Here is a 23,050-nt window from a genome sequence, read left to right as displayed (position 1 = left end):
GTTGGCCCGACGCGACTCATTCACTTGCGGCGCGTCTTCGCGCATTGTTTTGCGGTGCGATGCCCACAGCGGCGCCAGCGCGCACGGATCGGGCGCGGCTGGCCGGCTTCGCCGCCGTCGTCGTCAGCATGCGGTCAACAGCAACTGGCGAGGGCAACGCGCCCGGTTTGCGTGGTCCGGGTAGCGATTCTTCCCGCGATTGCACCCCTGATCGATGTCAATGGAAGCGGGCGGAAAACTCGCAAAATCCTGTTTTTTTTGAAAGAATGGCTTGGTCGCTGCAATGTTGCATGACTAAACTCGCTAGCGATGGAGGCAATCTCGAGCTGCACACAGGCTGTCGCAGCGCGCCGCAAAAGAAGTACAGGGGAGGTCCATGGATTGCACCGGTGGGTCCATGCTCCTCCTTTTTTGGAGGACAAAATACGTGAAAATCTTAAAAATCCTGTTCATGGGGAGCCTGGGCGCCGTGGTGGCTTGGTCCATTTCGGGACATGGACGCGACGGCATGGACAAGCTGCTCGGATACCTTATTTTATTTAACAGCATCTCGTTTGCAGTGACGCTAAAACGAAAAAAAGGCAGCAGCGCACCCGAACAGCGGGCGCCAAAGTGAGTGCAAGAAGTCCGTGATATGACGATGCGGTGCCGCCGCGTCAGATTGAGCAGGGACAGAGCATCGCCGCCCACATGTTATCGACAGGCCTTGCCTATTCGCTGCCAGGATAGTGGCGTCAGGCCGGCGTCAGGTCCAGCAGGTACACGGCGCCGTCGACCCTGGCCTTGTCGACCGTGGCCAGGCGCGTCAGGTCGCCCGCGTGGACGAAGCCGCATTTGTGCAGCACCGCCGCCGACCCCTGGTTGGCGAGAGTGACTTTGGCGCGCAGCTCGTTCAGTTGCCAGCTCGAGCGGGCCAGCCCGATCAGGTGCTGCAGGGCGAACGTGGCCAGGCCCTTGCCTGTCTGGTCATGCGCGATGCGGTAACCCACTTCGGCCGAACCCTTGATCCTGTCGATGTCCTTCAGATTGGCGCGGCCGACGATCCGGCCTTCGCCGTCGAGCAGCACGCAAGGATGCCAGGTGCCGGCCGCATGCCCGTCCAGATAGTGGGCGATATGCCGCGCCACGCCGTCGGGCGAATAGAACGCCGGGTCGCGCGCTTCGACGTGGCGCTCGAACCAGGCGCGGTTGGCCAGTTCAAACGCCAGCAGGGCGCCGGCGTCGCCGTGCGCCAGGGTGCGTATGCCGGGGGCGGGCAGGGCCTGCATGCCGGCTTACGCCGCCGCGCTGGCGATGGTGGCCAGCACGGCGCGCACGGCGTCGGGAACGGGGACCGAACGGTTGCTCGCGCGCTCGACGTAGACATGGACAAAATGCCCGGCCGCCGCGGGCAGCGCTTCATCGTTGCGGTACAGCGCCAGCTCGTAGCGCACGCTGGAGTTGCCCAGCCTGGTCACGCGCATGCCCACGTGCACCGTGTCGGGAAAGGCGATCGAGCGAAAGTACGTGCAGCCCGTGTCGACCACCAGCCCGACCACGGCGTCGGCGTGGATATCGAGCACGCCGCGCGCGATCAGGAACTGGTTCACGGCGGTGTCGAAAAAGCTGTAGTAGACGACGTTGTTGACGTGCTGGTAGGCGTCGTTGTCCATCCAGCGCGTGGGAATGGCCAGAAAATGCGGGAAGGCGGAGCGGGGCGACTCGCGCATGTCAGTGCTTCACGTCGCTGGCGGGAAGCAGCACTTCGACCGGCGTGCCGTCCACGAACAGCTGCGCGCAATCGACCTTGTCGAAGGAGTAGTGCTTGCCGCAGAAATCGCAGTCGATCGCCAGCTGGCCCAGCTCATCGAGGGCGCCGTCGACTTCCTCGCGGCCCAGCATCTTGAGCATGTTGCCGACTTTTTCGCGCGTGCAGCTGCAGTGGAAGCGGGGGTGGGCCGGCTCGAACACGCGGATCGTCTCTTCCCAGAACAGGCGGTTCATCAAGGTCTGGATGTCGGTCGAGAGCAGCTCTTCCTGCTTCAGGGTCGAGGCCAGCATGACGGCGCGGTTCCAGGTTTCCAGCTCGTCGGCTTCGCTGCTTTGCTTGATCTGGTCATCCTTGCCGCTGTGGCGCGGCAGCTTTTGCAGCAGCAGGCCGCGCGAGACGCCATCGTCGGCCGCCAGCCACAGGCGCGTGTCGAGCTGCTCGGAACGCAGCATGTAGTTTTCGATGACGGTCGCCATGTCGTCGCCATCGAGCGGCACGATGCCCTGGTAGGGCTGCTGGCCGGGCATCTTGTCAGTCGGGTCGAGCGTGATGACGAAGCGCGCCTTGCCGCCCGCGTTGAGCAGGTCGGTCAGGCTCGTGTCGTCGGCCACCGTCACGCCTTCCGCCAGCTTGGCGGTGGCGCGCATGCGCAGGTCGGAATCGCATTCGACCACCAGCAGGCGCACCGGCCCGTCGCCGTGGATTTGCATGACGATGGCGCCGTTGAACTTGAGGTTGGCCGACAGCAGGGCCGCCGCCGCCACCATTTCGCCGAGCACCTTCTTGACGGCCGGCGGATAGCTGTGGCGTTGCTGGATCTCGCCCCAGGTGCTGGAGATTTCGACGAACTCGCCGCGCACGGCGGCATTGTCGAAGATGAATTTTTGCAGGGTATCGTTGTTATTTTCTGTAGTCATTGTTTATCCAATCTTTTTCAGTTGCGTCTTGAATAGCTGGCCGCGTGCCACATAGCTGGCGGCGCTGCCTTCGAGACGCGCGATGTCTTCCGCGCTCAGGGTGCGCACGGCCTTGGCCGGGGCGCCGATGATGAGCGAGTGGTCAGGGAATTCTTTTCCTTCGGTCACCAGCGCACCGGCGCCGACCAGGCAACCCTTGCCGATCCTGGCGCCGTTCAGGATCACGGCCTGGATGCCGATCAGCGAGCCGTCGCCCACCGTGCAGCCGTGCAGCATGGCCTGGTGGCCGACCGTCACATTGCTGCCGATGGTGAGTGGAAAGCCCATGTCGGTGTGCATGACCGTGCCTTCCTGCACATTGCTGTTGGCGCCGATCGTGATGCGCTCGTTATCGCCGCGCAGGGTGGCGCCGGACCAGACCGAGGTATTCGCCTCCAGGGTCACTTTGCCGATCAGGCTGGCGGAATCGGCGACGTAGGCGGAAGAGTGAATCTCGGGCGCATGCTCGCCCAGTTGGTAGATAGCCATTTTGGTGTCGGGAAGCGTTGGAATGGCGCTATTTTACGCCGCCCCGGCACTTTCGACGCGGCATGGCCATTCACCGCCGCGTCACGGGAAGGTTGGGGGCTTTCTTCTAATCACAAGGCGGGGCGGCGCAAAACTACCTGTTTCGCGTAGGATAGCTTTCTTTTATGACACGTTTATAGCGGAGGCATCATGCGACTTTCCCCTGTTTCGCGCCTGGCCGGGGCGCTGGCCTTGGCCGGCGTCCTGGCGGTCCCGGCGGCGCGCGCTGCCGATTTCACCACCACCGACGGCTACACCGCCGCCTGCCGCGAGGTGGCGAAGGGGGCCGTGCCCAGGGATGACGATGCGCGCATTGCCGCCGTCATCTGCCGCGACACGGCACTGGTGCGCCAGATCGTCACCTGGGGTACGCAGGGCTTCGAGCGGATACATAAAGACCGTACCTCGAACGACGCCATCTTGGTCGAGGTGACCAAGGAAATCGATTACGTGATCGCCGAACTGGGCGCCACGCGCAAGCTGCTGGCCCAGGTCAAGCTTGGCAAGCGCAAGTCGCTGCGCCTGGCACCCGCGCAGTGGGAGCTCGACCTCGACAGCGACGGCCAGGTCAAGCTGTGGGAAAAATACCTGTTCGCCCTGCCCAAGCGCGGGCACCAGGCGTTCCGCTTCAGTGGTCCGAGTAACGATCAGGAATATTACGACCGCGAATACAATCTCGGCGCCGTGATCCGGGTCGACCAGAGCGATATTTTATGGTCGCTGTCGTATCATCATTTCATCGAGGGCTTGCTGACCAATGTGCGCGCCTTCGACTTGGCCAAGGACTACAACGGCGTGATCCTGGCGCGGCCAGCCTTGCTCAAGGCGGCGCACCAGCTGATCGGCAATGGCTTTCTGATTTCAGGCAAGATGCGCCAGGAAGCGCTGGCCGAAACCGATGACGACGAGGAGTGGATCGGCCATCCCGGGCAGGCCAGCAGCGTGTTCCCGCTGCCGCTCGATGCGGCCGATTTCGCCAGCTGGGGCATGATGATCAAGGAAATGTCGGCGCTGTGGCAAGGCCGCAGCTTGCTGCCGGCCACCCAGGGTGGCAGCGGGATGCTGGCGGCGATGGCGCCCTTGTGTCCCGAGGGCAGTGGCTTGAACGTGGCCAGGGTGTATCTGCAACCGCCGCCGGCCGGTACCTTGTACGGGTTTCGCCATACCAAGCTGCCGACCGCCCATTGCCAGCGCATCGACAAGGCGCATCCGGTCTCGCCGCTGGCGCAAATGGCGGAACAGGCCAGCAAGTCGCAGACCGGCATGGGCTTCCTGCGGTATTTGTACTGGACTAACTGAATACGGCACCCGTGATCGCGCACTGCCCCATGGATGCACGGATGATCGGCGTCGATGTTGACGGCTTTCGTGCACCAAAGGCAGACTTGACTATTCCAATGTTGTATCTACAATGTAGATACAACAGGAGGTAAAAAAATGGAATTGTCGGTACAAAAATGGGGTAACAGCGCGGCAGTGCGACTGCCCACCGAGTTGCTTGGCATCCTGAAGGCGACGTTGGGCGACAAGCTGACCGTCAGCGTGCAAAACGAGGGTGTGCTGCTGAAAGTAAAGCGACCGGCGTATTCGCTGGCGGACCTGGTGGCCCAGTGCGACCCCTCGGCACCGGAGCCCGTGGATATGGCTGCGTGGAGCAATGTCACGCCAGTAGGGCGTGAAGCGTGGTAAAGCGAGCCAAGTTTGGGCGTGGCGATATCATCCTCGTCAATCTTGACCCGACCAAGGGCCATGAACGACAAGGCATGCGGCCTGCGCTTGTGTTATCGACCAGCGTGTTCAATGCGCTCGGCCTCGCGCTGGTGGCGCCAATTGCCCAGGGAGGCGACTTTGCACGGCATGCCGGCTTCGCTGCGCCCTTGACTGGATCGGGCACGACAATCCAGGGCGTGGTACTGGTCAATCAAGTGCGCATGCTGGACCTGGAGGCGCGCGCCGCCAGACGGGTGGAAACGGCGCCCGAGTTTGTTGTCGATGATGCGCTCGCACGCCTGCGTGCAATTACCGACTGAGGGACAATCTCATTGGCTGCCTGGAAAAACCATCGAACCAGGCAATGGCAATCCACGTGATCCTGAATGCGTCTATTCCGATAAGCGGGCTCAAGACGATATCGCTGCATGAAAAAGTTCTCCGGTATAATACGAACGGTCGTTCTTTTTTATTGTCGAGTGTCCCATGAAACCATCCCGATCCGAATTCCTGACCGTGCGCGGCTTGCGCACCCACGTGCGCCACTGGGGCAGGGAGGGCGCGCCCAAGCTGTTCATGGTGCACGGCTGGATGGATGTGTCGGCCTCGTTCCAGTTCGTGGTCGATTGCCTGGAGAAAGACTGGCATGTGATCGCGCCCGACTGGCGCGGCTTCGGGCTCTCCGAACGCAGCCATTCTGACACTTACTGGTTTCCCGACTACGTGGCCGATCTCGATGCCATGCTCGATCATTACGCGCCTCGTGAGGCGGTCAACCTGCTCGGCCACAGCATGGGCGGCAATGTGGTCGGCATTTACGCCGGCGCGCGCCCGGCCCGGGTGCGCCGCCTGATCAACCTGGAAGGCTTCGGCTTGCCCGCGTCGAGCCCGGACAAGGCGCCGCGCCGATACGCCAAGTGGCTTGACGAGATGCGCGCGCCGCCGTCCTTGCGCACCTATCCGAGCCAGGCGGCGGTGGCGGCGCGCCTGCAAAAAACCAATCCGCGCCTGCCCGACGAGCGCGCGCACTTCCTGGCGCGCCACTGGTCGGCGCAAAACGCGGCCGGCGAATGGGAAATCCTGGGCGACCCGAATCACAAGAAGCCCACGCCGCTCGGCTACCAGGTGGAAGAAGTGATGGCGTGCTGGTCGGCGATCAGCGCGCCGGTGCTGTGGGTCGAGGCGGAAGACACGACTATGTGGCAATGGATGGGGCCGCGCGAGGAAGCTCGCATCGAGGTCGACCGCCGCCTGGGACACTTGAAAACGGTGAGCACGCGCATGATGGCCGACGCCGGCCATATGCTGCATCACGATCAGCCCGAGGCGCTGGCCGCGATGGTGGAAGCGTTCCTGGTTTAGCCGCGCGCCGCGTGCATCGCTCAGTCAGCGTACAATAAAGCCTGTCTCCACTAGTTGCCGATCCGAGCCTTGCCTGCGTATGCTGAATGTAGATCTCCATTGTCACTCGACCGTGTCCGACGGCGTCCTGGCGCCTGCCGCCGTCGCCAACTACGCGCACAAGGCGGGGGTGAACGCGTGGGCCCTGACCGACCACGATGAAGTCGGCGGCGTGCCCGCCGCGCGCGCGGCGGCCGCCGACCTGGGCATGCATTTCGTGTCCGGCGTCGAAATCTCGATCACCTGGGCCAACCATACCGTGCACATCGTCGGCTTGCAGATCGATGCCGACAATCCCGGCCTGGTGCAGGGCCTGGCCGCCACCCGCAGCGGACGCGATGCGCGCGGGCGCGACATGGCCGAGCAACTGGCCCGCGCCGGCATCCCCGGCGCCTACGAGGGCGCGCTCAAGTTCGTCGATAATCCCGACCTGATGTCGCGCACCCATTTCGCGCGCTACCTGGTCGAGTCCGGCGTGTGCGCGAATATCCCGGAAGTGTTCCGTAAATACCTGGTCGAAGGCAAGCCCGGTTATGTGCCGCACCGCTGGGCCAGCCTGACCCAGGCGGTCGGCTGGATCCGCGGCGCCGGCGGGATTCCCGTCATCGCCCATCCGGGCCGCTACAAGCTGGGCATGGTGGGGCAGGGCGCCTTGTTCGATGAATTCAAGCAACTGGGTGGCACGGCGATCGAGGTTGTCACGGGCAGCCACACGCCGGACCAGTATCACCTGTACGCCGAGGAAGCGCGGCGCTATGGCTTCCTGGCGTCGCGCGGCACCGATTTTCACGCGCCTGGCGAGTCGCGGGTCGATTTCGCGGCCTTGCCGCCGCTGCCATCGAGCGTCAAGCCGGTCTGGCACGACTGGTTCTGAAGGTTGACCTAGGCTGGGCCGGATGCTTACCGCAGGCTTAAAACGCGCCCGGCGCGCCATGGGCGCGGCGGCGCGGCTCTTGTATTTGTAGCGGCCAACCCTATCTTGTTTTCCTGTTCATTCATCTCGCAGCCGGGAGGCTTGCCATGAAGCGCATTTTGCTGTTCCTTGCCACTAACCTTGCGGTGATCCTGGTCTTGACCGTGGTGCTGAACGTGTTCGGCATCGCGCGTGCGGTCAGTGCGTCCGGCATCAACATCGGCCAGTTGCTGGTGTTTTCGGCCGTGGTCGGCTTCACCGGATCCTTCATTTCCTTGCTGATGAGCAAACCGATGGCCAAGTGGTCGACCGGCGCGCGCGTGATCGACAACCCGGTCAATCCCAGCGAGGTGTGGCTGGTCGATACCGTGCGCAAGCTGGCCGAGCGGGCCGGCATCAGCATGCCCGAGGTCGCCGTGTACGAGGGCGCGCCGAATGCCTTCGCCACTGGCGCATTCAAGAATTCCGCCCTGGTCGCCGTCTCCACCGGTTTGCTGGAAAGCATGGACCGCGATGACATCGAAGCCGTGCTCGGCCACGAAGTGGCCCACGTCGCCAATGGCGACATGGTCACCCTTACCCTGATCCAGGGCGTGGTCAATACCTTCGTGGTGTTCCTGGCGCGGGTGGTCGGCTTTTTCGTCGACAAGGTCGTGCTGCGCGGTAATAGCGACCGTGGTCCCGGCATCGGCTACATGGTCACCGTCTTCGTGTGCGAACTGGTGTTCGGCCTGGTCGCGTCGATCATCGTCGCCTGGTTTTCGCGCCAACGGGAATTCCGTGCCGACGCCGGCTCGGCCAGGCTGCTGGGCAGCCCGCGCCCCATGCAGCAGGCGCTGGCGCGCCTGGGCGGCCTGGCCCCCGGCACCTTGCCGTCGCAAATGTCGGCGTTCGGCATTTCCGGCCCCGGTTCGGCCTGGGGCGCCCTGTTCGCCACCCACCCGCCGATGGAAGAACGTATCGCCGCCCTCAACAACCTGCCTCCCGCATGAGCCAATTTTTCGCGATCCACCCCGACAATCCGCAGGCGCGCCTGATCAAGCAGGCCGCCCAGATCATCCACGCCGGCGGCATCGTCGCGCTGCCGACCGATTCATGCTACGCCCTGGTGTGCCATCTGGACGACAAGGGGGCGGTGGAAAAGTTGCGCCGTATCCGCGGCATCGATGAAAAACACCACCTGACCCTGCTGTGCCGCGACCTGTCCGAGATCGCCGTCTACGCGCGGGTCGACAACCGCCAGTTCCGCCTGCTCAAGGCCGCTACACCGGGTCCGTACACGGTGATCCTGGAAGCGACCCGGATCGTGCCGCGCCGCCTGTCTCACCCCTCGCGCAAGACCATCGGCTTGCGCGTGCCCGAGAACGCCATCGCCCAGGCCCTGCTGGCCGAACTGGGCCAGCCGCTGCTGGGCACCACCCTGATCCTGCCCGACCTTGACGGCGAAGGCAGCGAGCTGCTGACCGACGCCGACAGCATCCGCGCGCGCATCGACAAGCAGGTCGACCTGATCGTCGATGGCGGCGCCTGCTCGCTCGAACCGACCACCGTGATCGACCTGACCGGCGACGACGTGGTGCTGGTGCGCCAGGGCCGCGGCGATGCCGCCGTGTTCGGCCTCTGAACCGCCGCCCGCCGCAGTTCCGGGGCCGTGCGCCCGCTCTGCTAGAATCGTGCGATGAATAGCACTCACCAGACCATGCAGGCACTGTTTGTGTTCGCGATTCCGGTCCTGTTCGCCATTTCCCTGCATGAAGTGGCGCATGGTTACGTGGCCCGGTATTTCGGCGATCCGACCGCGGCCAACGAAGGTCGCCTGAGCATCAATCCGCTGCGTCACATCGATCCCTTCGGCACCGTGGCCTTGCCGCTGGTGCTGTACTGGCTGATCCAGTTGCCCTTCGGTTACGCCAGGCCGGTCCCGGTGGAATACGACCGCCTGCGCAATCCCAAGAAACACATGGCTTTCGTGGCCTTGGCCGGCCCGGCCGCCAATTTCGCCATGGGCGTGGCGTGGACCATCATCGGCATCCTGCTGGCCGCCGCCGGCGTGGGCGAGCGCTTCCTGTTCGACATGGTGCGCGCCGGCGTGAGCGTCAACGCGGTCATGATGGTGTTCAACCTGCTGCCCATTCCGCCGCTCGACGGCAGCCATGTGCTGGCCAGCGTGCTGCCCGAACGCGTGCTGCGCCTGCTGCCGACCGTGCCGCCGGATGGCGGGCGCACCCTGGCGTCCCTGCTGCCGGGCGCCATGCTGGCGGCCTTGCCCAAGCGCCTGTTGCGGCTCGTGAATGATGTGGCCGTGATCGACGTGCTCATTTTCGCCGCCTTCATCCTGCTGATGCGCCTGCATGTGCTCGACAGCTTCCTGTTCAAGGCGATGACGGTGGCGATTGCCGCCTTTTCCCGGGTCGCGTCTCCCTTTTCTTTTTTCCTGAGTTAATTCATGTACCCAGATCGTGTTGTTTCCGGTATGCGCCCGACGGGCACCATGCACCTTGGCCATTACCACGGCGCCCTCAAAAACTGGATCAAGATGCAGGCGGAACAGCCTTGCCTGTTTTTCGTGGCCGACTGGCACGCCCTGACCACCCATTACGACGACCCCGGCATCATCGAGCGCAGCACCTGGGACATGCTGGTCGACTGGCTGGCGGCCGGGGTCGACCCCTCGCAGGCGACCCTGTTCATCCAGTCGCGCGTACCCGAGCATGCCGAACTGCACCTGCTGCTGTCGATGGCCACGCCGCTCGGCTGGCTGGAACGGGTGCCGACCTACAAGGACCAGATCGAGAACCTCAGTAACAAGGACCTGGCCACCTACGGCTTCCTCGGCTATCCGCTGCTGCAGGCGGCCGACGTGCTGATCTACCGCGCCAGCCAGGTGCCGGTGGGCGACGACCAGGTGCCGCACATCGAAATGATGCGCGAGATCGCGCGCCGCTTCAACCATATGTACGGCAAGGAAAAAGGCTTCGAGGAAAAGGCGCTGGAAGCGGTCAAGAAGCTCGGCAGCAAGCGCGCCCGGCTGTACCAGGAATTGCGCACCGCTTACCAGCAGGAAGGCAAGGACGATGCGCTGGAGCAAGCCCACGCCATGCTCAACGATGCCCAGAGCCTGTCGATGATCGACCGCGAGCGCCTGTTCGGCTACCTGGAAGGCAGCCGCAAGCTGATCCTGGTCGAGCCGCAGGCGAAGCTGACGGTGGCCTCGCGCCTGCCCGGGCTGGATGGGCGCAAGATGTCAAAAAGTTATGGCAACGCCATTTCCCTGCGCGAAGACAAGGAGTCGGTGGTCAAGAAAGTGCGCACCATGCCGACCGACCCGGCGCGCGTGCGCCGCAGCGACGTTGGCGATCCGCGCAAATGCCCGGTATGGCAATTGCACGAAGTTTATTCCGACGAAGCGACCCGCGACTGGGTGGTCCAGGGTTGCACCACGGCCGGCATCGGCTGCATCGAATGCAAGCAGCCGGTGATCGACGCCATCGTCAAGGAACAGGAACCGATGCACGAACGTGCCCAGCAATACCTGGACGACCCCTCCTTGGTGCGCGCCATCGTCGCCGACGGCTGCGAAACGGCGCGCAAACTGGCACAGGAAACCATGCGCGACGTGCGCGAAGCGATGGGCCTGGCTTACACTTGATAAAGGAATTCTTGATGACCGACACACTCACTACTGACGCCTCCGCCTGGATCGCCCGCTTCGCGCCGCTGGCGCCGCGCGGCGAGGCGCTCGACCTGGCTTGCGGCAGCGGCCGCCACGCACGTCTGCTGGCCGCGCTCGGCCACCCGGTGATCGCGCTCGACCGCGACCCCGAGGCCCTCGCCGCCGCCGCGGGCGAAGGCATCAGCACCATGCAGTTCGACCTCGAAGACGGCAGCGCGCCCTGGCCGTTCGGGGAGGGGCGCTTTGCCGTGATCGTCGTGACCAATTACCTGCACCGCCCGCTCATCCCCGCACTGGTGCGCAGCCTGGCGCCGGGTGGTTTGCTGATCTATGAAACCTTTGCGTGCGGAAATGAAGAATTTGGCCGCCCGAGCAATCCCGCCTTCTTGCTGCACGAGGGCGAGCTGCTGCGCCAGGCGGCGGCCCATCACTTGCGCGTGCTGGCCTTCGAAGACGGTTTCACCAGCCTGCCCAAGGCGGCCATGGTGCAGCGCCTGTGCGCCGCCGGGGCCGATTTTGCGCGCGCCGATGCCCGTCTGGACGGGGGCGCGGCGCCGACCGAAGCGCGATTCTAGTCAACAATGAACCATTCCGGCGGACGATCCGCTACAATCAGGCTTTTACTTACCAGCATAGTTACCTACATATGATCAAGGGCAGCATAGTAGCAATCGTCACCCCGATGCATGCAGACGGCAGTCTGGACCATCCGGGCCTGCGCAAGCTGATCGACTGGCACATCGCCGAGGGCACCGATGGCATCGTCATCGTCGGCACCACGGGCGAATCGGCCACCGTCAGCGTCGAGGAACACTGCGAACTGGTCAAGCTGGCCGTCGAGCATACCCGGGGCCGCATTCCAGTCATTGCCGGCACCGGCGGCAATTCGACCGCCGAAGCGATCAAGCTGACCGAATTCGCCAAGGAAGTCGGGGCCGATGCCGCGCTGCTGGTGGTGCCGTACTACAACCGTCCGACCCAGGAAGGCATGTACCGCCACTTCAAGGCCATCGCCGAAGCGGTCGACCTGCCTATCATCCTGTACAACGTGCCGGGCCGTACCGTGGCCGACATGAGCAACGAGACCATCGTGCGCCTGTCCGCCATTCCGAATATCGTCGGCCTCAAGGATGCGACCGGCAACATCGCGCGCGCCCTGGAACTGCTGCGCAATGTCGACCCCTCGTTCGCCCTCTACTCGGGAGACGATCCGACCGCGCTGGCCTTGATGCTGTGCGGTGGTGCCGGCAATATTTCGGTCACGGCCAACGTGGCGCCGCGCGCGATGCACGAGCTGTGCGTGGCCGCGATGAGCGGCGACATCGCCCGCGCCGTCGCGATCAATAACAAGGTCATGCCGCTGCACCAGAAACTGTTCATCGAGCCGAACCCGGTCCCGGTCAAATGGGCGATGGCGGAAATGGGCCTGATGCCTGACGGCATCCGCCTGCCCCTGGCGCCGCTGGGGCAAGACTGCCACGATGCGGTCCGCGCCGCCCTGCGCGAAGCCGGCGTCCTACCACAGCCCTGACCCGCAAGGGTTGGATCATCCCAGACACCAGCTGCCTTTCAGCTTCTCATCCAGTAACGACATGACTATTCGTAAGACAATTACTTCGGCCTCGGCCACGGCATTTCCTCCGGCGGCGACGCGCGGCCTGGTGCTTTCGGCGCTGATGGTCAGCCTGTCCGGCTGCGGCATGATCAGTTCCGTCATCGAACAGGACAAGCTCGATTACCGCGGCGCCAAGAAGGCGGCCACCCTGGACGTGCCGCCCGACCTGACCCAGCTCGAGCGCGACAACCGCTACAGCATTCCCGAAACGCGCGGCGTGGCCAGCGCCTCGACCTACCAGCAGCCCAAGGGCACGACGGCCATGCCGGCCCCAAGCGGGCAAGCGGTGGCCGTGGCCGGCACCGATGGCGTCCGGATCGAGCGCAGCGGCAACCAGCGCTGGCTGGTGGTGAACCAGACGCCGGAGCAGCTGTGGCCGCAGCTCAAGCAGTTCTGGGCCGATTCGGGCTTTACCATCATCAATGAGTCGGCCACCACCGGCGTCATGGAGACCGACTGGGCCGAGAACCGCTCGAAGATCCCGCAAGACTTCATCCGCCAGTCGATCGGGAAGGTATTCGATTCGCTGTACTCGACGGGCGAGCGCGACAAGTTCCGCACGCGCCTGGAGCGCACCCCGAACGGCACCGAAATCTACATCAGCCACCGCGGCGCGGAAGAAGTGCTGGTCGGCGCCCAAAAGGATTCGACCACCTGGACCGTACGTCCGAACGATCCGGGCCTGGAAGCGCAATTCCTGAGCCGCCTGGTGGCCAAGCTGTCGGGCATGGCCGACGTCAAGCCGGCCGAAGCGGCCGTGGCCGCGGCGGTGGTGGCGCCCCAGCACGCCAAGCTGGTGGGCGACACGGTGGAAGTGGACGAAGGCTTCGACCGCGCCTGGCGCCGGGTCGGCCTGGCGCTGGACCGGGTCGGCTTCACGGTGGAAGACCGCGACCGCGTGCAGGGCGTGTATTTCGTGCGCTATGTCGATCCCGACCTGGCCGCGAAAGATGGTTTCCTGAGCAAGCTGTTCAGCTTTGGCGCCTCCTCGGACAAGGCCAAGGAAGCGCAGCGTTTCCGGGTGACGGTCAAGTCGGAAGCCGGCGCGACGGTGAGCAAGGTGGCGGTGCAGAGTAACGACGGCAAGGCGGAAACCTCGCCGACCGGCGCCAAGATCCTGAAACTGCTGAGCGACGAATTGAAGTAAACGTCGATGCAGCAATAAAAAAACCGGCCGAGGCCGGTTTTTTTACGCCGCTGCACGGGCAACGGGCGCTGAAGCGGCGCCGGGCACGGCTGCCATCGGCCCCGCCTGCGCGCGCAAGACGGCGTGGACGCAAACCTGCGGGCGAAAAAAAACCGGCCCGCGGGCCGGCCTTTTCAAATCGCGCTGATTACTTGGCAGCGGATGCAGCAGCCGAAGCAGCAGCCGAAGCGGCAACCGAAGCGGCGTTAGCAGCGTCAGCAGCTACGGAAGCGGCCGAAGCAGCGGTTGCTGCAGCGCTAGCGGCTTCGGTTGCTGCTGGAGTTGGAGCTGCAGCATCAACTGGAGCTGCTGGCGGAGTAACCGCTGCTGGGGTTTCCACAACTGGGGTTGGGGTAACAACTGCTTCTGGTTCTTTTTTGGTGCAAGCAGCCAGGGCAACGGCCAACAGGGAGACGATCAGCAAAGATTTTTTCATGGGTTTTCCTTAATTAATTCACTAAATTATGACGACGTATGTTGCGATGAATAATTACCGGTAATTATCGCTCGTTAGGGAATTCTCGTTAGCTTTCGTACCTGTAATGGTGCTTGACAGACAACGGAAACTTCCTAACCCGATATTATAGCTAAATTTGGTGCTCCGCAATAGCGGGAAGATGCTTTTATGGAAGCTTTTTGCGAACTGGCAACATTCATCTTGTGATAAAAGACATCTTTATGCTTATTTCATCGGTCATTTTGCGACAACTCCGATTTATATTCTGACCGTCCGGTTTTAGGCCTTACAAACCCTTACAAACCTGTGGTGGTCGGATGCAAGGTTGAAACGGCCTCGATCCAGATTCCCGCGAATCTTTCCTGGCTCAGTTCAGTCGCCTTGGGCAGGTCGAAGCTGGCTTCGCCGCGCATGTGGTCGCTGTGAAAGCGGCGCACGATATGCATGCCGTCCGCGATGCAGAAGGAATCGGTCAGGTGATGCAGGGAGCGCGGCGTCGCGCGCGCCTCGATCTTGTGGTTGAACTCGCGCAGCAGGCGCAGGAAGCGCGGGTAGTGGCGTTCGATATGGGCGCTGTCATGCATGGCGATCTGGATCGCGCCACCGCCGGCCAGGAAATGCCGCAGTGCGGCATCGGTCTCGCTGCTACCGAGCGGAAAGACCGAAAAATCCGGATCGAACAGTTGCAAGGTCGAGCGCGCCCGCCCCAGGCAGTCGCGCAGCTGCGCCTCGAATTCGGCGTGCGAGTTGAATGGCAGGGCGGTAAGGTCGGTCATGGCTGCATTCCTTTAGGCGAGTTCAATCCATCCATCCTGGTACCAGGTGTAGAGCGCTTCCATCACATCGTCGGACGCGCCGGCCAGGGCGGTACCGGGCAGGGCGCGCTCGTTGGCCAGCACGTCGAGCACGGCCTTGTCGGCCCGGCCCACGGCGAACGATTCGCCGTTGATGAACACGTGCTTGCCACGATACAGCATCTGCGACTTGAGCGAGAGCGCCACGCCGCGCTTGCCCGCCGTCTCGGCGAAGCGGCCCATGGTCAGCGGCTTGGCCGGGCCCGTGAAGAACACATTATGCTTCGGTTCGGACATGTGCTCGCCGACGAAAATCGTCACGTCTTCCTCGGTGAAGCGCACCTTGTTCATTTCCTCGGTAATCGCCGCCAGCATGTTGCGCGGAATTTCGGCCGGGTGTTTCGCCACTTCCAGGTCCGGATCGGCATAGCGGCCTGGCAGGTCGATCGAGTCGGCCATGAATTGCAGGAACGCTTCGCCCAGTTCCTGGTAGGACGGCGAGCGAAAGCCGATCGAGTAGGTCATGCACTCGCCCTCGGCCACGCCATCGTGGGCGTAGTGGGGCGGCAGGTACAGCATGTCGCCCGCTTCGAGCAGGAATTCTTCCTGCGGCTTGAAGTTCTTGAGGATCTTGAGCGGCTTGCCTTCGACCAAGGACAAATCCTTTTGCGCGCCGATGCGCCAGCGGCGCTTGCCGTGCGCCTGCAGCAAGAACACATCGTAGGAATCGAAGTGCGGACCGACCCCGCCGCCATCGGTGGCGTAGCTGATCATCAGGTCGTCCAGGCGGGCGTCCGGGATGAAACGGAACTGGCGCAGCAGCGCATCGGCGCCCTTGTCGGCCAGGTTGGCGCCCTGCACCAGCATGGTCCATTCGCGCTGGGTGCGTGGCGGCAGTTCGGTCAGCGGACCGTGCTGCATGCTCCAGTCGCCGTCGACCTGGGTGATCAGGCGCGATTCGACGTGGTTCAGCTTGGCGAGCGCGGCCAGGGCCTCGAACTTGAGCAGCGGCTTGAAGCCGGGGATTGCCTGGCGGATCAAGAGCGGTTTCTTGTGCCAGTAATCGCGTAAAAACTGGGCGGGCGTGATATCGCCCAAGAGCGTTAATTTTTTCATGCGACATTATAACCAAGTCCGAAACAGGGCAAGGCAGCGGGGAGGTATAATCCGCCAGTACACACTGAAAGGAAGCACTATGAAGATTGCCAAAAACACGGTCGTAACGGTCAAATATAAATTGTCCGACGCGCAGAACAATCTGATCGAAGACGGCAGCAAGCCGATGGTCTATCTTCACGGCGGTTACGAAAATACCCTGCCGAAGATTGAAGAAGAACTCGATGGCAAGGAAACGGGCTATGCCTGCGTCCTGCAGATCGAACCCGATGATGCGTTCGGCGACTACGACTCCTCCCTGGTCAAGGTCGAAGCGCGCGAACGCCTGCCGGAGCCGCTCGAAGTCGGCATGCAGTTCGAAGGCATGCCCGACGGCCCGGATGGTTCGGAAGAAGCCATGATCTTCACCGTGACCGACATCGCCGACGACAAGGTTGTCCTCGACGGCAATCACCCGCTGGCCGGCATGGCGTTGCGCTTCGAACTGGAAGTAACCGACGTGCGCGACGCACTCGATGTCGAGATCGCGCACGGCCACGTGCATGGCGCGCATGGCCACGACCATGACGACGAGGACGATGACGGCGAAGAGGGCGACCACTTCCGCAGCCACCCCGTGCATTAAACCCCGGCTTGCCGGGCGGCCCACGGGTCGCCTGGCAGGCGCGCGCTGCCAGGGCCGACGGCCGGCAGCGCGTGGCGCTTTACGGTTTCTGAAGCAGGAACATTTTTTCACTGCCTGGCGCCACGCGCATGCGCAGCACCTCCGATCCCACGCTCACATGCCCCAGGTTGGCGCGCCAGGCGATCGCCGGCGCCGGCCCCGCTGGTGCCGCGGTATCGATCAGCAGCACCTTCCCCGCGAATTTTTGCGCCATCGTCAGCACCTGGTGGCGCGCCGCCGCATAGCCGTCCTGGCGGCTCTCGCCCGGTCCCAGCATGGCCAGCAGCCCCGGCTTGTCGCTGTGCGCCTTCATGTCGCCTTCGGTAAACAGCACCACCGCGTCGAGCTTTTTGCGGTTGGCGATGCCGAACAGGCGCTTGAGCCAGAAGCGGTTGGCCACGGCGCGGTCCTCGAACTCGCTGTTGCGGCCCGCCTCGGGACGGTAGTGATTATTATCCGAGGGCAGATTCATGGTCGCATACAGCACGCTCCCCATCACCCAGTGCGCGTTCTCGGCATAGCTGCGGAACTGCGAGGTAGCCGACAGGCGCGTCAAGGGCAGCTTGCGCTTGCCGAGCGAATCGGCGTCGGGATAAAACAGTTCGCGCATGCGGTTCAGGCGGTCCACCGCCAGCTGGCTGCCGGCGCCATTGGTGCAGCCGCTCCAGTCGCTGGCGGCGGGGGCCACGATCATGGGCCGGCGCGCCTGCGCGAACAGGTCGCGCCGCTGCGTGTACAACTCGTCGCTGCACGGCTCGCGCTCGCCCTTGATGCCGGTGGCGACCACGAAGGCGACCGCGCCATCGTCGCTGGCGGCGATGGCTTGTTCGAGCTGGGCGTCGCCGCCGCCATCGGTGAAGCGGTGGCCGATGATGGCGAACTGGTAGGGCGCCGGGCCCTTGACGGGCGCCGTGCGCGCCTGCGCGGCGCCGGCGTCGGCGCGCACCGCCAGCAGGGCCGCGCACAGGAGCGCGGCAAGTGGCGCGCCGCGCATCATGGCGCGGCCAGGCGCTTGAGCTGATACAGCTGCTCGAGCGCTTCGCGCGGGGTCAGGGCGTCGGGATCGATGGCGGCCAGCGCGTCGCGTAGTGCCTCGTGCAGTGCATCGTTGCTTGCGTCGTGGGGGCCTGGCGGCGTGGTGGCGTCGTCGTCCGGCTCCACGCACGGCAGCGCGAACAGGTCCAGCTGCGGCGTGCTGTCGAGCGCCTGCGATTCGAGCCGCGCCAGGTGCTTGCGGGCGGCCTTGATCACCGCCTGCGGCACGCCGGCCAGCTGCGCCACCTGCAAGCCGTAGCTTTGCGACGCCGGTCCGGGCTGCACCGCGTGCAGGAACACGATGCTGTCCTTGTGCTCGACCGCCGACAGGTGCACGTTGGCCGCGCTCGGGTGGCTTTCGGGCAGCTGGGTCAGTTCGAAATAGTGGGTGGCGAACAGGGTGAAGCTGCGGCTCGCGTCGATCAGGTGGCGCGCGATGGCCCAGGCCAGCGCCAGGCCGTCGAAGGTCGAGGTGCCGCGCCCCACTTCATCCATCAGCACCAGCGACTGCGCGGTGGCGCCGTTGAGAATGGCCGCCGATTCGGTCATCTCCACCATGAAGGTCGAACGCCCGCCGGCCAGGTCGTCGGTGGCGCCGATGCGGGTGAAGATGCGGTCGATCGGGCCGATCGTCGCGCTGGTGGCCGGCACGTAGCTGCCGATATAGGCCAGCAGGGTGATCAAGGCCACCTGGCGCATGAAGGTCGATTTACCGCCCATGTTCGGACCCGTGATCAGGAGCAGGCGGCGTTCGTCGTTGAACTTGCAGTCGTTGGCGATGAAGCGCTCGATCTGTTTTTCCACCACCGGATGGCGGCCTTCGCAGATCACCAGGCAGGGCTCGCCCACCAGTTGCGGCGCGCACCAGTTGTGCTGCAGCGCGTGGGTGGTCAAGGCGGTCAGGGTGTCGAGCTGCGCCAGCCCTTGCGAAATGGTTTGCAGGGTGCCGATGTGCGGCGCCAGGTCGGCCAGCAACTGGTCGTACAGGATTTTTTCGCGCACCAGCGCCTTGTCTTGCGCCGACAGGGCCTTGTCCTCGAATACCTTCAGTTCCGGCGTGATGTAGCGCTCGGCGTTTTTCAGGGTCTGGCGGCGGCGGTAATCGTCCGGCACCTTGTCGGTCTGGCCGTGCGTGACCTCGATGTAGAAGCCGTGCACCTTGTTGTACTCGACCCGCAGGTTGGCGATGCCGGTGCGGGCGCGCTCGCGCGTTTCCAGGTCGACCAGGAACTGGCCGGCGTTCTCGGACAGGCCGCGCAGTTCGTCGAGTTCCGCATCGAAGCCGCGCGCGAACACGCCGCCGTCGCGCACCATGGCCGCCGGTTCCGGGGCGACCGCGCGCTCTAACAGGTCGAGGGAGATGGCGGGGGTGGCCAGCGCAGCGTGGATGGTGGCCAGCAGGCTTTCTTCGCCTTCCGTGAACGCATGCTGCACCGAGCGGCGCAGGGCCGGCAACTGGCGCAGGCCGTCGCGCAGGCTGGCCAGGTCGCGCGGGCGCGCGGAGAGCAGCGCGATGCGGGTGGTGATGCGTTCGATGTCCGGCACCTCGGCCAGGGTGGCCGACAAGGCGCCGGCGGCATCGCTCTGGGCCAGCGCGGCAATGGCCGCATGGCGCGCGCGCGCCACGTTCTGGTCGCGCCGCGCATGGTGCAGCCAGTGGCGCAGCAGGCGCGAACCCATCGCCGTGCGGCAGTGGTCGAGCAGGGAGAACAGGGTGGGCGACTCCTGGCCGCGGATGGTTTCGGTCAGTTCCAGGTTGCGCCGGGTGGCGGCATCGAGGCCGATGAATTCGTTCTCGGTTTCGGTCGACAGGCTGCGCACATGCTGCAAGCCGCGGCCCTGGGTCGACTGGGCATAACGCAGCAGCGCGCCGGCCGCGCCGAACGCGGCGCCCAGGCCATCGGCGCCAAAACCGGTGAGGGTGGCCACGCCCAACTGGTCGAGCAGGGCCTTGTGGCCGCCGACGACATCGAAGTGCCAGTCTGGCACGCGCTGGGTGTGGGCCGTGCCATCGTCGTCGAACAGCTCGGCGCCATCGCCGCGCAAAATTTCGGCAGGGGCGATGCGTTCGAGTTCCTGGCGCAGGCGCAGGCCGACGGTGCGGCTGTCGCCCGAGAATTCCATCAGTTTCAGGCCGCCGCTGGCCAGGGACAGCCACGCCAGTCCCGTGGTGACGACCTTGCGCTGGCTGATCATGCACACGGCCAGTAGGGGACGTTCGGCCTTTTCGGGCAGCAGGTCGGCATCGGTCAGGGTGCCGGGGGTGACCACCCGCATGACCTTGCGTTCGACTGGGCCCTTGCTGGTGGCCGGGTCGCCGATCTGTTCGCAGATGGCGCACGACTCGCCCAGCTTGACCAGCTTGGCCAGGTAAGGGTCGAGCGAGTGGAAGGGGATGCCGCACATCTTGATCGGGTTGCCGTTCGAGGCGCCGCGCGCGGTCAGGGTGATGCCGAGAATGCGCGCGGCTTTTTCGGCGTCGTCGTGGAACAACTCATAGAAGTCGCCCATGCGGTAAAAGACCAGCATGGTCGGGTAGTCGGCCTTGATGCGTAAATATTGCTGCATCATTGGCGTGTGTTTTTCCGTCGGGCCGTTCTTGATGGCGGCGGCGTTGATCTCTGAAGGGGTGGTGGTCATCGTTACTTTCAATCCGGTGCGGGCGCGGCGTTTGCTCGGCCGCGTCGTGAGGCCGCCATTTTACCGCCTCGGCACGCGGAGGAGGCAAAGCGATCGACCGTGCAGCCGATGAGCGCCCGGCGCCATGTCTCATTGCATGTTCCTGCCGCGACAGATCGGCTTGGCGCCAGTGATTCCTTCTACTCGAGTAATAGTATTGAAATTTAATACTTGCGGTTATAAAAACACGACAGGGAAAAAATAATAATATAAATATAAGGTTAAGTGTCCCGCACAGTGTTTACAATGCTATTTAGCAATTTTTAGTTGGTTTATGAAACGGATTGATTGTCAACAGTCGGCCTCCCGCGCCTTCCCTCATCCGCCTTCCAGACGAGCCGCAGAGGGCGTCGTCCGGTTCTTCCACAGCAGGTTTTTTGTTCAATATGAAACACACCGGTGTCACCAAAGCATCATTTTTCTGGGTTGTACAGAGCCTATGTGCTCTCCACAGAAAACCTTACTCCCCTGAAATAGCCCAGCAACAATTGGCCGCGCCACACTCGATTGCTTCCCTGACGAATGCCATTGTGTCATTCGGGTTCAAGGCTAGTGTGGCCTCCGTCAAGCCGGCAAAGCTGCACGGGGAGTCGTTCCCGCTGCTTGCATTTTTGCGCGATGGCGATGAAACGGATGGCGCGGGGCCTGAGGCCAGCTGCGTTGCCGCCCTCATCCTGCAGGCGGACCGTGGCAATGTCCTGATTGTTGAACCCCACGATAGCGCACCCCGTACCGTTCCCCTGGCCGAGTTTGCCGAGCGTTTTCTGGGGAAAGTCATGCGCGTGACACCTGACAACGTGGATGCCGGCGACCCCGACAGCGAAGAACTGGCGCGCCAGTCGCGCCGTTTCGGCTTCAGCTGGTTTGTCCCGGAGTTACTGAAACACAAAAAACTGTGGCAGGAAGTGTTGCTTGCCTCATTAGTGATCCAGCTGATCGCGCTGGCCACGCCGCTGTTTACGCAAGCGATCATCGACAAGGTCGTGGTGCACCACAGCCAGAGCACCTTGATTGTCATTGCCATCGGCATGGCCGTGTTCATGCTGTTTTCGGCGGCGCTGTCGTGGATGCGCCAGTATTTGGTGCTGCATACCGGTAACCGGGTCGATGCCGCCCTGGGCGCCTCCGTATTCGGGCGCCTGTTCAAGCTGCCGCCGATGTATTTCCAGCACCGGCCCACCGGTGTCATTGCCGCGCGCCTGCATGGCGTTGAAACGATCCGCGAATTTATTTCCAGCGCGGCCGTGACCCTGGTGCTGGACTTGCCCTTCCTGCTGATCTTTGTGGCGATCATGTTTTACTACAGCGTGACCCTGACCCTGGTGGTGCTGGCGATCCTGGCGGTCATCGTTGTGCTGAGTATGGTCGTTGCCCCGATCTTCCAGGCGCGCCTGCAAGAACAGTTCCTGCTGGGGGCGCGCAACCAGGCCTTCCTGACCGAGTACATCGGCGGCCTGGAAACGGTCAAGTCCTTGCAGATGGAACCGCAGCTCGACGCACGCTACAGCAATTACCTGGGCAGCTATCTCGACGCCAGCCTGGCGACCAAACAACTGGCGAATGGCTACAACTCCTTGTCGAACCTGCTTGAACAACTGATGAGCCTTCTCATCCTGGGTGTGGGCGCGTACACGGTGATGAACAGCAGCGACTTTACGATTGGCATGCTGGTCGCGTTCCAGATGTTTTCCGGCCGCCTGTCGCAACCGATGCTGCGCCTGGTCGGACTGTGGCAGCAGTTCCAGCAGGCCAGCCTGTCGGTCGACCGCCTGGGCGACCTGATGAATGCGCCGGTGGAACCGTATTCCCTGGTTCCCGCACGCGCCAATGCGCGCGCCGGCAAGATCGAGATCGATACGGTCGCCTTCAAGTACGCCGAGCACTTGCCGCTGGTGTATCAAAACCTGTCGCTGACGGTGCAACCAGGGCAGACCATCGGCATCATGGGCGCCTCCGGCTGCGGCAAGAGCACCCTGGCCAAGCTGCTGCAAGGTTTTTATCAGCCCAGCGCCGGGCGCATCCTGGTCGACGGCGTGGATATCCGCTATCTGTCGGCCAATGAGCTGCGCAGCCATTTCGGGGTCGTGCCGCAGGAAACGGTGCTGTTTTCAGGAACCATCTTCGAGAACCTGCAGATGGCCAGTCCGGATGCCAGTTTCGAGCAGGTCACGGCGGCTTGCCAGATGGCGGAAATCCATAACGCGATCGAAGCGTTGCCCAAGGGTTACCAGACCGAGATTGGCGAGCGCGGGGCCGGCCTGTCCGGCGGGCAGAAGCAGCGCATCGCGATTGCGCGTGCCTTGCTCAAGCGCCCGAGCATTCTGGTTTTCGACGAAGCGACCAGTGCGCTCGACCAGTCCACCGCAGAACAATTCGCCCACACCATCAACGCCCTGCGCGGCAAGGTGACGATGCTGTTCATTACGCACGGCTTGCCCAAAGGGTTGCAGCTCGACGCAGTCTACCGCCTCGGTCCGAACGGAGCGCAGCGCATCACCCTGGCGCCGGTTCCCGCTTCGCTCGGCAACCCTGAGCGCCCGCAAGCCGAATCGCCCGCTACCGCCGCATAAATA

General features: G+C 63.7%; 24 protein-coding genes. 15 read left to right on the top strand and 9 right to left on the bottom strand.

What is annotated here, in order from left to right; all coding sequences use genetic code 11:
- The first annotated feature begins 427 nt into the window (after positions 1-427).
- Entirely contained in the window at positions 428-616 is a 189-nt protein-coding gene (locus IV454_RS32555) for a hypothetical protein (protein ID WP_206089670.1), read from the top strand.
- A gap of 118 nt (positions 617-734) precedes the next feature.
- Here IV454_RS32555 and IV454_RS32550 read toward each other — a convergent pair whose 3' ends face one another.
- From IV454_RS32550 to IV454_RS32535, 4 genes are read right to left on the bottom strand one after another with little or no spacing between them, the layout of a single operon-like run.
- A complete protein-coding gene (locus IV454_RS32550) occupies positions 735-1,268 on the bottom strand; it encodes a GNAT family N-acetyltransferase (RefSeq protein ID WP_206089669.1) in 534 nt (177 codons plus the stop codon).
- A gap of 6 nt (positions 1,269-1,274) precedes the next feature.
- On the bottom strand, positions 1,275-1,709 hold the full coding sequence (locus tag IV454_RS32545; protein WP_206089668.1) for an acyl-CoA thioesterase: 435 nt from the start codon (positions 1,707-1,709) through the stop codon (positions 1,275-1,277).
- 1 nt (position 1,710) lies between these two features.
- Positions 1,711-2,667 (bottom strand): Hsp33 family molecular chaperone HslO, encoded by a 957-nt coding sequence (hslO, locus tag IV454_RS32540; protein ID WP_206089667.1) that lies wholly within the window; start codon positions 2,665-2,667, stop codon positions 1,711-1,713.
- A gap of 3 nt (positions 2,668-2,670) precedes the next feature.
- Complete coding sequence (locus tag IV454_RS32535; protein ID WP_206089666.1) at positions 2,671-3,195, bottom strand: gamma carbonic anhydrase family protein; 525 nt, start codon at positions 3,193-3,195, stop codon at positions 2,671-2,673.
- 189 nt (positions 3,196-3,384) lie between these two features.
- On the opposite strand from IV454_RS32535, the gene IV454_RS32530 reads away from it, so the two are divergent.
- From IV454_RS32530 to bamC, 12 genes are all read left to right on the top strand, one after another.
- Complete coding sequence (locus tag IV454_RS32530) at positions 3,385-4,533, top strand: hypothetical protein (protein WP_206089665.1); 1,149 nt, start codon at positions 3,385-3,387, stop codon at positions 4,531-4,533.
- Positions 4,534-4,671: 138 nt separating this feature from the next.
- Positions 4,672-4,923, top strand: coding sequence for an AbrB/MazE/SpoVT family DNA-binding domain-containing protein (locus tag IV454_RS32525; RefSeq protein WP_206089664.1), 252 nt, complete (start codon positions 4,672-4,674; stop codon positions 4,921-4,923).
- Positions 4,917-5,264, top strand: coding sequence for a type II toxin-antitoxin system ChpB family toxin (locus IV454_RS32520; protein ID WP_206089663.1), 348 nt, complete (start codon positions 4,917-4,919; stop codon positions 5,262-5,264). Before IV454_RS32525 ends, IV454_RS32520 begins: the two co-directional genes overlap by 7 nt.
- A 166-nt stretch (positions 5,265-5,430) precedes the next feature.
- Positions 5,431-6,306 (top strand): alpha/beta fold hydrolase, encoded by an 876-nt coding sequence (locus tag IV454_RS32515; RefSeq protein ID WP_206089662.1) that lies wholly within the window; start codon positions 5,431-5,433, stop codon positions 6,304-6,306.
- Between the two features lie 79 nt (positions 6,307-6,385).
- The gene (locus IV454_RS32510; RefSeq protein WP_206089661.1) at positions 6,386-7,219 is read left to right on the top strand and encodes a 3',5'-nucleoside bisphosphate phosphatase; all 834 of its coding nucleotides are present in this window, start codon (positions 6,386-6,388) and stop codon (positions 7,217-7,219) included.
- A gap of 146 nt (positions 7,220-7,365) precedes the next feature.
- Positions 7,366-8,250, top strand: a complete 885-nt coding sequence (gene htpX, locus IV454_RS32505; RefSeq protein ID WP_206089660.1) for a protease HtpX — start codon at positions 7,366-7,368, stop codon at positions 8,248-8,250.
- Complete coding sequence (locus tag IV454_RS32500; RefSeq protein WP_206089659.1) at positions 8,247-8,882, top strand: L-threonylcarbamoyladenylate synthase; 636 nt, start codon at positions 8,247-8,249, stop codon at positions 8,880-8,882. The genes htpX and IV454_RS32500 overlap by 4 nt, the downstream gene beginning before the upstream one ends.
- Before the next feature lie 54 nt (positions 8,883-8,936).
- Positions 8,937-9,701: a site-2 protease family protein gene (locus tag IV454_RS32495; protein WP_206089658.1), complete on the top strand. Its 765-nt coding sequence runs from the start codon at positions 8,937-8,939 to the stop codon at positions 9,699-9,701.
- A 3-nt stretch (positions 9,702-9,704) separates the two neighbouring features.
- Positions 9,705-10,907 carry a tryptophan--tRNA ligase gene (locus IV454_RS32490; protein ID WP_206089657.1) on the top strand — a complete coding sequence of 401 codons (1,203 nt, stop codon included), beginning with the start codon at positions 9,705-9,707 and terminating at the stop codon, positions 10,905-10,907.
- 14 nt (positions 10,908-10,921) lie between these two features.
- Positions 10,922-11,506, top strand: a complete 585-nt coding sequence (locus IV454_RS32485; RefSeq protein ID WP_206089656.1) for a class I SAM-dependent methyltransferase — start codon at positions 10,922-10,924, stop codon at positions 11,504-11,506.
- Between the two features lie 71 nt (positions 11,507-11,577).
- Positions 11,578-12,462, top strand: coding sequence for a 4-hydroxy-tetrahydrodipicolinate synthase (dapA, locus tag IV454_RS32480; RefSeq protein ID WP_206089655.1), 885 nt, complete (start codon positions 11,578-11,580; stop codon positions 12,460-12,462).
- A gap of 61 nt (positions 12,463-12,523) precedes the next feature.
- Positions 12,524-13,693 carry an NlpB/DapX family lipoprotein gene (gene bamC, locus IV454_RS32475; RefSeq protein ID WP_229521970.1) on the top strand — a complete coding sequence of 390 codons (1,170 nt, stop codon included), beginning with the start codon at positions 12,524-12,526 and terminating at the stop codon, positions 13,691-13,693.
- Positions 13,694-13,880: 187 nt separating this feature from the next.
- Here the strand turns inward: bamC and IV454_RS32470 are convergent, their stop codons facing one another.
- The 3 genes from IV454_RS32470 to IV454_RS32460 all read right to left on the bottom strand — a co-directional run bounded on the left by IV454_RS32470 (position 13,881) and on the right by IV454_RS32460 (position 16,099).
- Entirely contained in the window at positions 13,881-14,168 is a 288-nt protein-coding gene (locus tag IV454_RS32470) for a hypothetical protein (protein ID WP_206089654.1), read from the bottom strand.
- A gap of 317 nt (positions 14,169-14,485) precedes the next feature.
- A complete protein-coding gene (locus IV454_RS32465; protein ID WP_206089653.1) occupies positions 14,486-14,965 on the bottom strand; it encodes a DUF7931 domain-containing protein in 480 nt (159 codons plus the stop codon).
- Between the two features lie 12 nt (positions 14,966-14,977).
- Positions 14,978-16,099 carry a cupin domain-containing protein gene (locus tag IV454_RS32460; protein WP_206089652.1) on the bottom strand — a complete coding sequence of 374 codons (1,122 nt, stop codon included), beginning with the start codon at positions 16,097-16,099 and terminating at the stop codon, positions 14,978-14,980.
- 79 nt (positions 16,100-16,178) lie between these two features.
- Here IV454_RS32460 and IV454_RS32455 point away from each other — a divergent pair, with 79 nt between their 5' ends.
- Complete coding sequence (locus IV454_RS32455) at positions 16,179-16,724, top strand: FKBP-type peptidyl-prolyl cis-trans isomerase (RefSeq protein ID WP_206089651.1); 546 nt, start codon at positions 16,179-16,181, stop codon at positions 16,722-16,724.
- A 79-nt stretch (positions 16,725-16,803) separates the two neighbouring features.
- On the opposite strand, the gene IV454_RS32450 is transcribed toward IV454_RS32455, so the two are convergent.
- Positions 16,804-17,760, bottom strand: coding sequence for a hypothetical protein (locus IV454_RS32450; protein WP_307730202.1), 957 nt, complete (start codon positions 17,758-17,760; stop codon positions 16,804-16,806).
- Entirely contained in the window at positions 17,757-20,438 is a 2,682-nt protein-coding gene (mutS, locus tag IV454_RS32445) for a DNA mismatch repair protein MutS (protein ID WP_206089650.1), read from the bottom strand. Before mutS ends, IV454_RS32450 begins: the two co-directional genes overlap by 4 nt.
- Positions 20,439-21,007: 569 nt before the next feature.
- Here mutS and IV454_RS32440 point away from each other — a divergent pair.
- The gene (locus IV454_RS32440) at positions 21,008-23,047 is read left to right on the top strand and encodes a peptidase domain-containing ABC transporter (protein ID WP_307730201.1); all 2,040 of its coding nucleotides are present in this window, start codon (positions 21,008-21,010) and stop codon (positions 23,045-23,047) included.
- Positions 23,048-23,050 lie beyond the last annotated feature (3 nt).

The organism is Massilia antarctica, from assembly GCF_015689335.1.
Taxonomy (GTDB): domain Bacteria; phylum Pseudomonadota; class Gammaproteobacteria; order Burkholderiales; family Burkholderiaceae_D; genus Telluria_A; species Telluria_A antarctica.
Note: the sequence above shows the minus strand (reverse complement) of the source record. Positions and strands in the feature narration are given on the sequence as shown.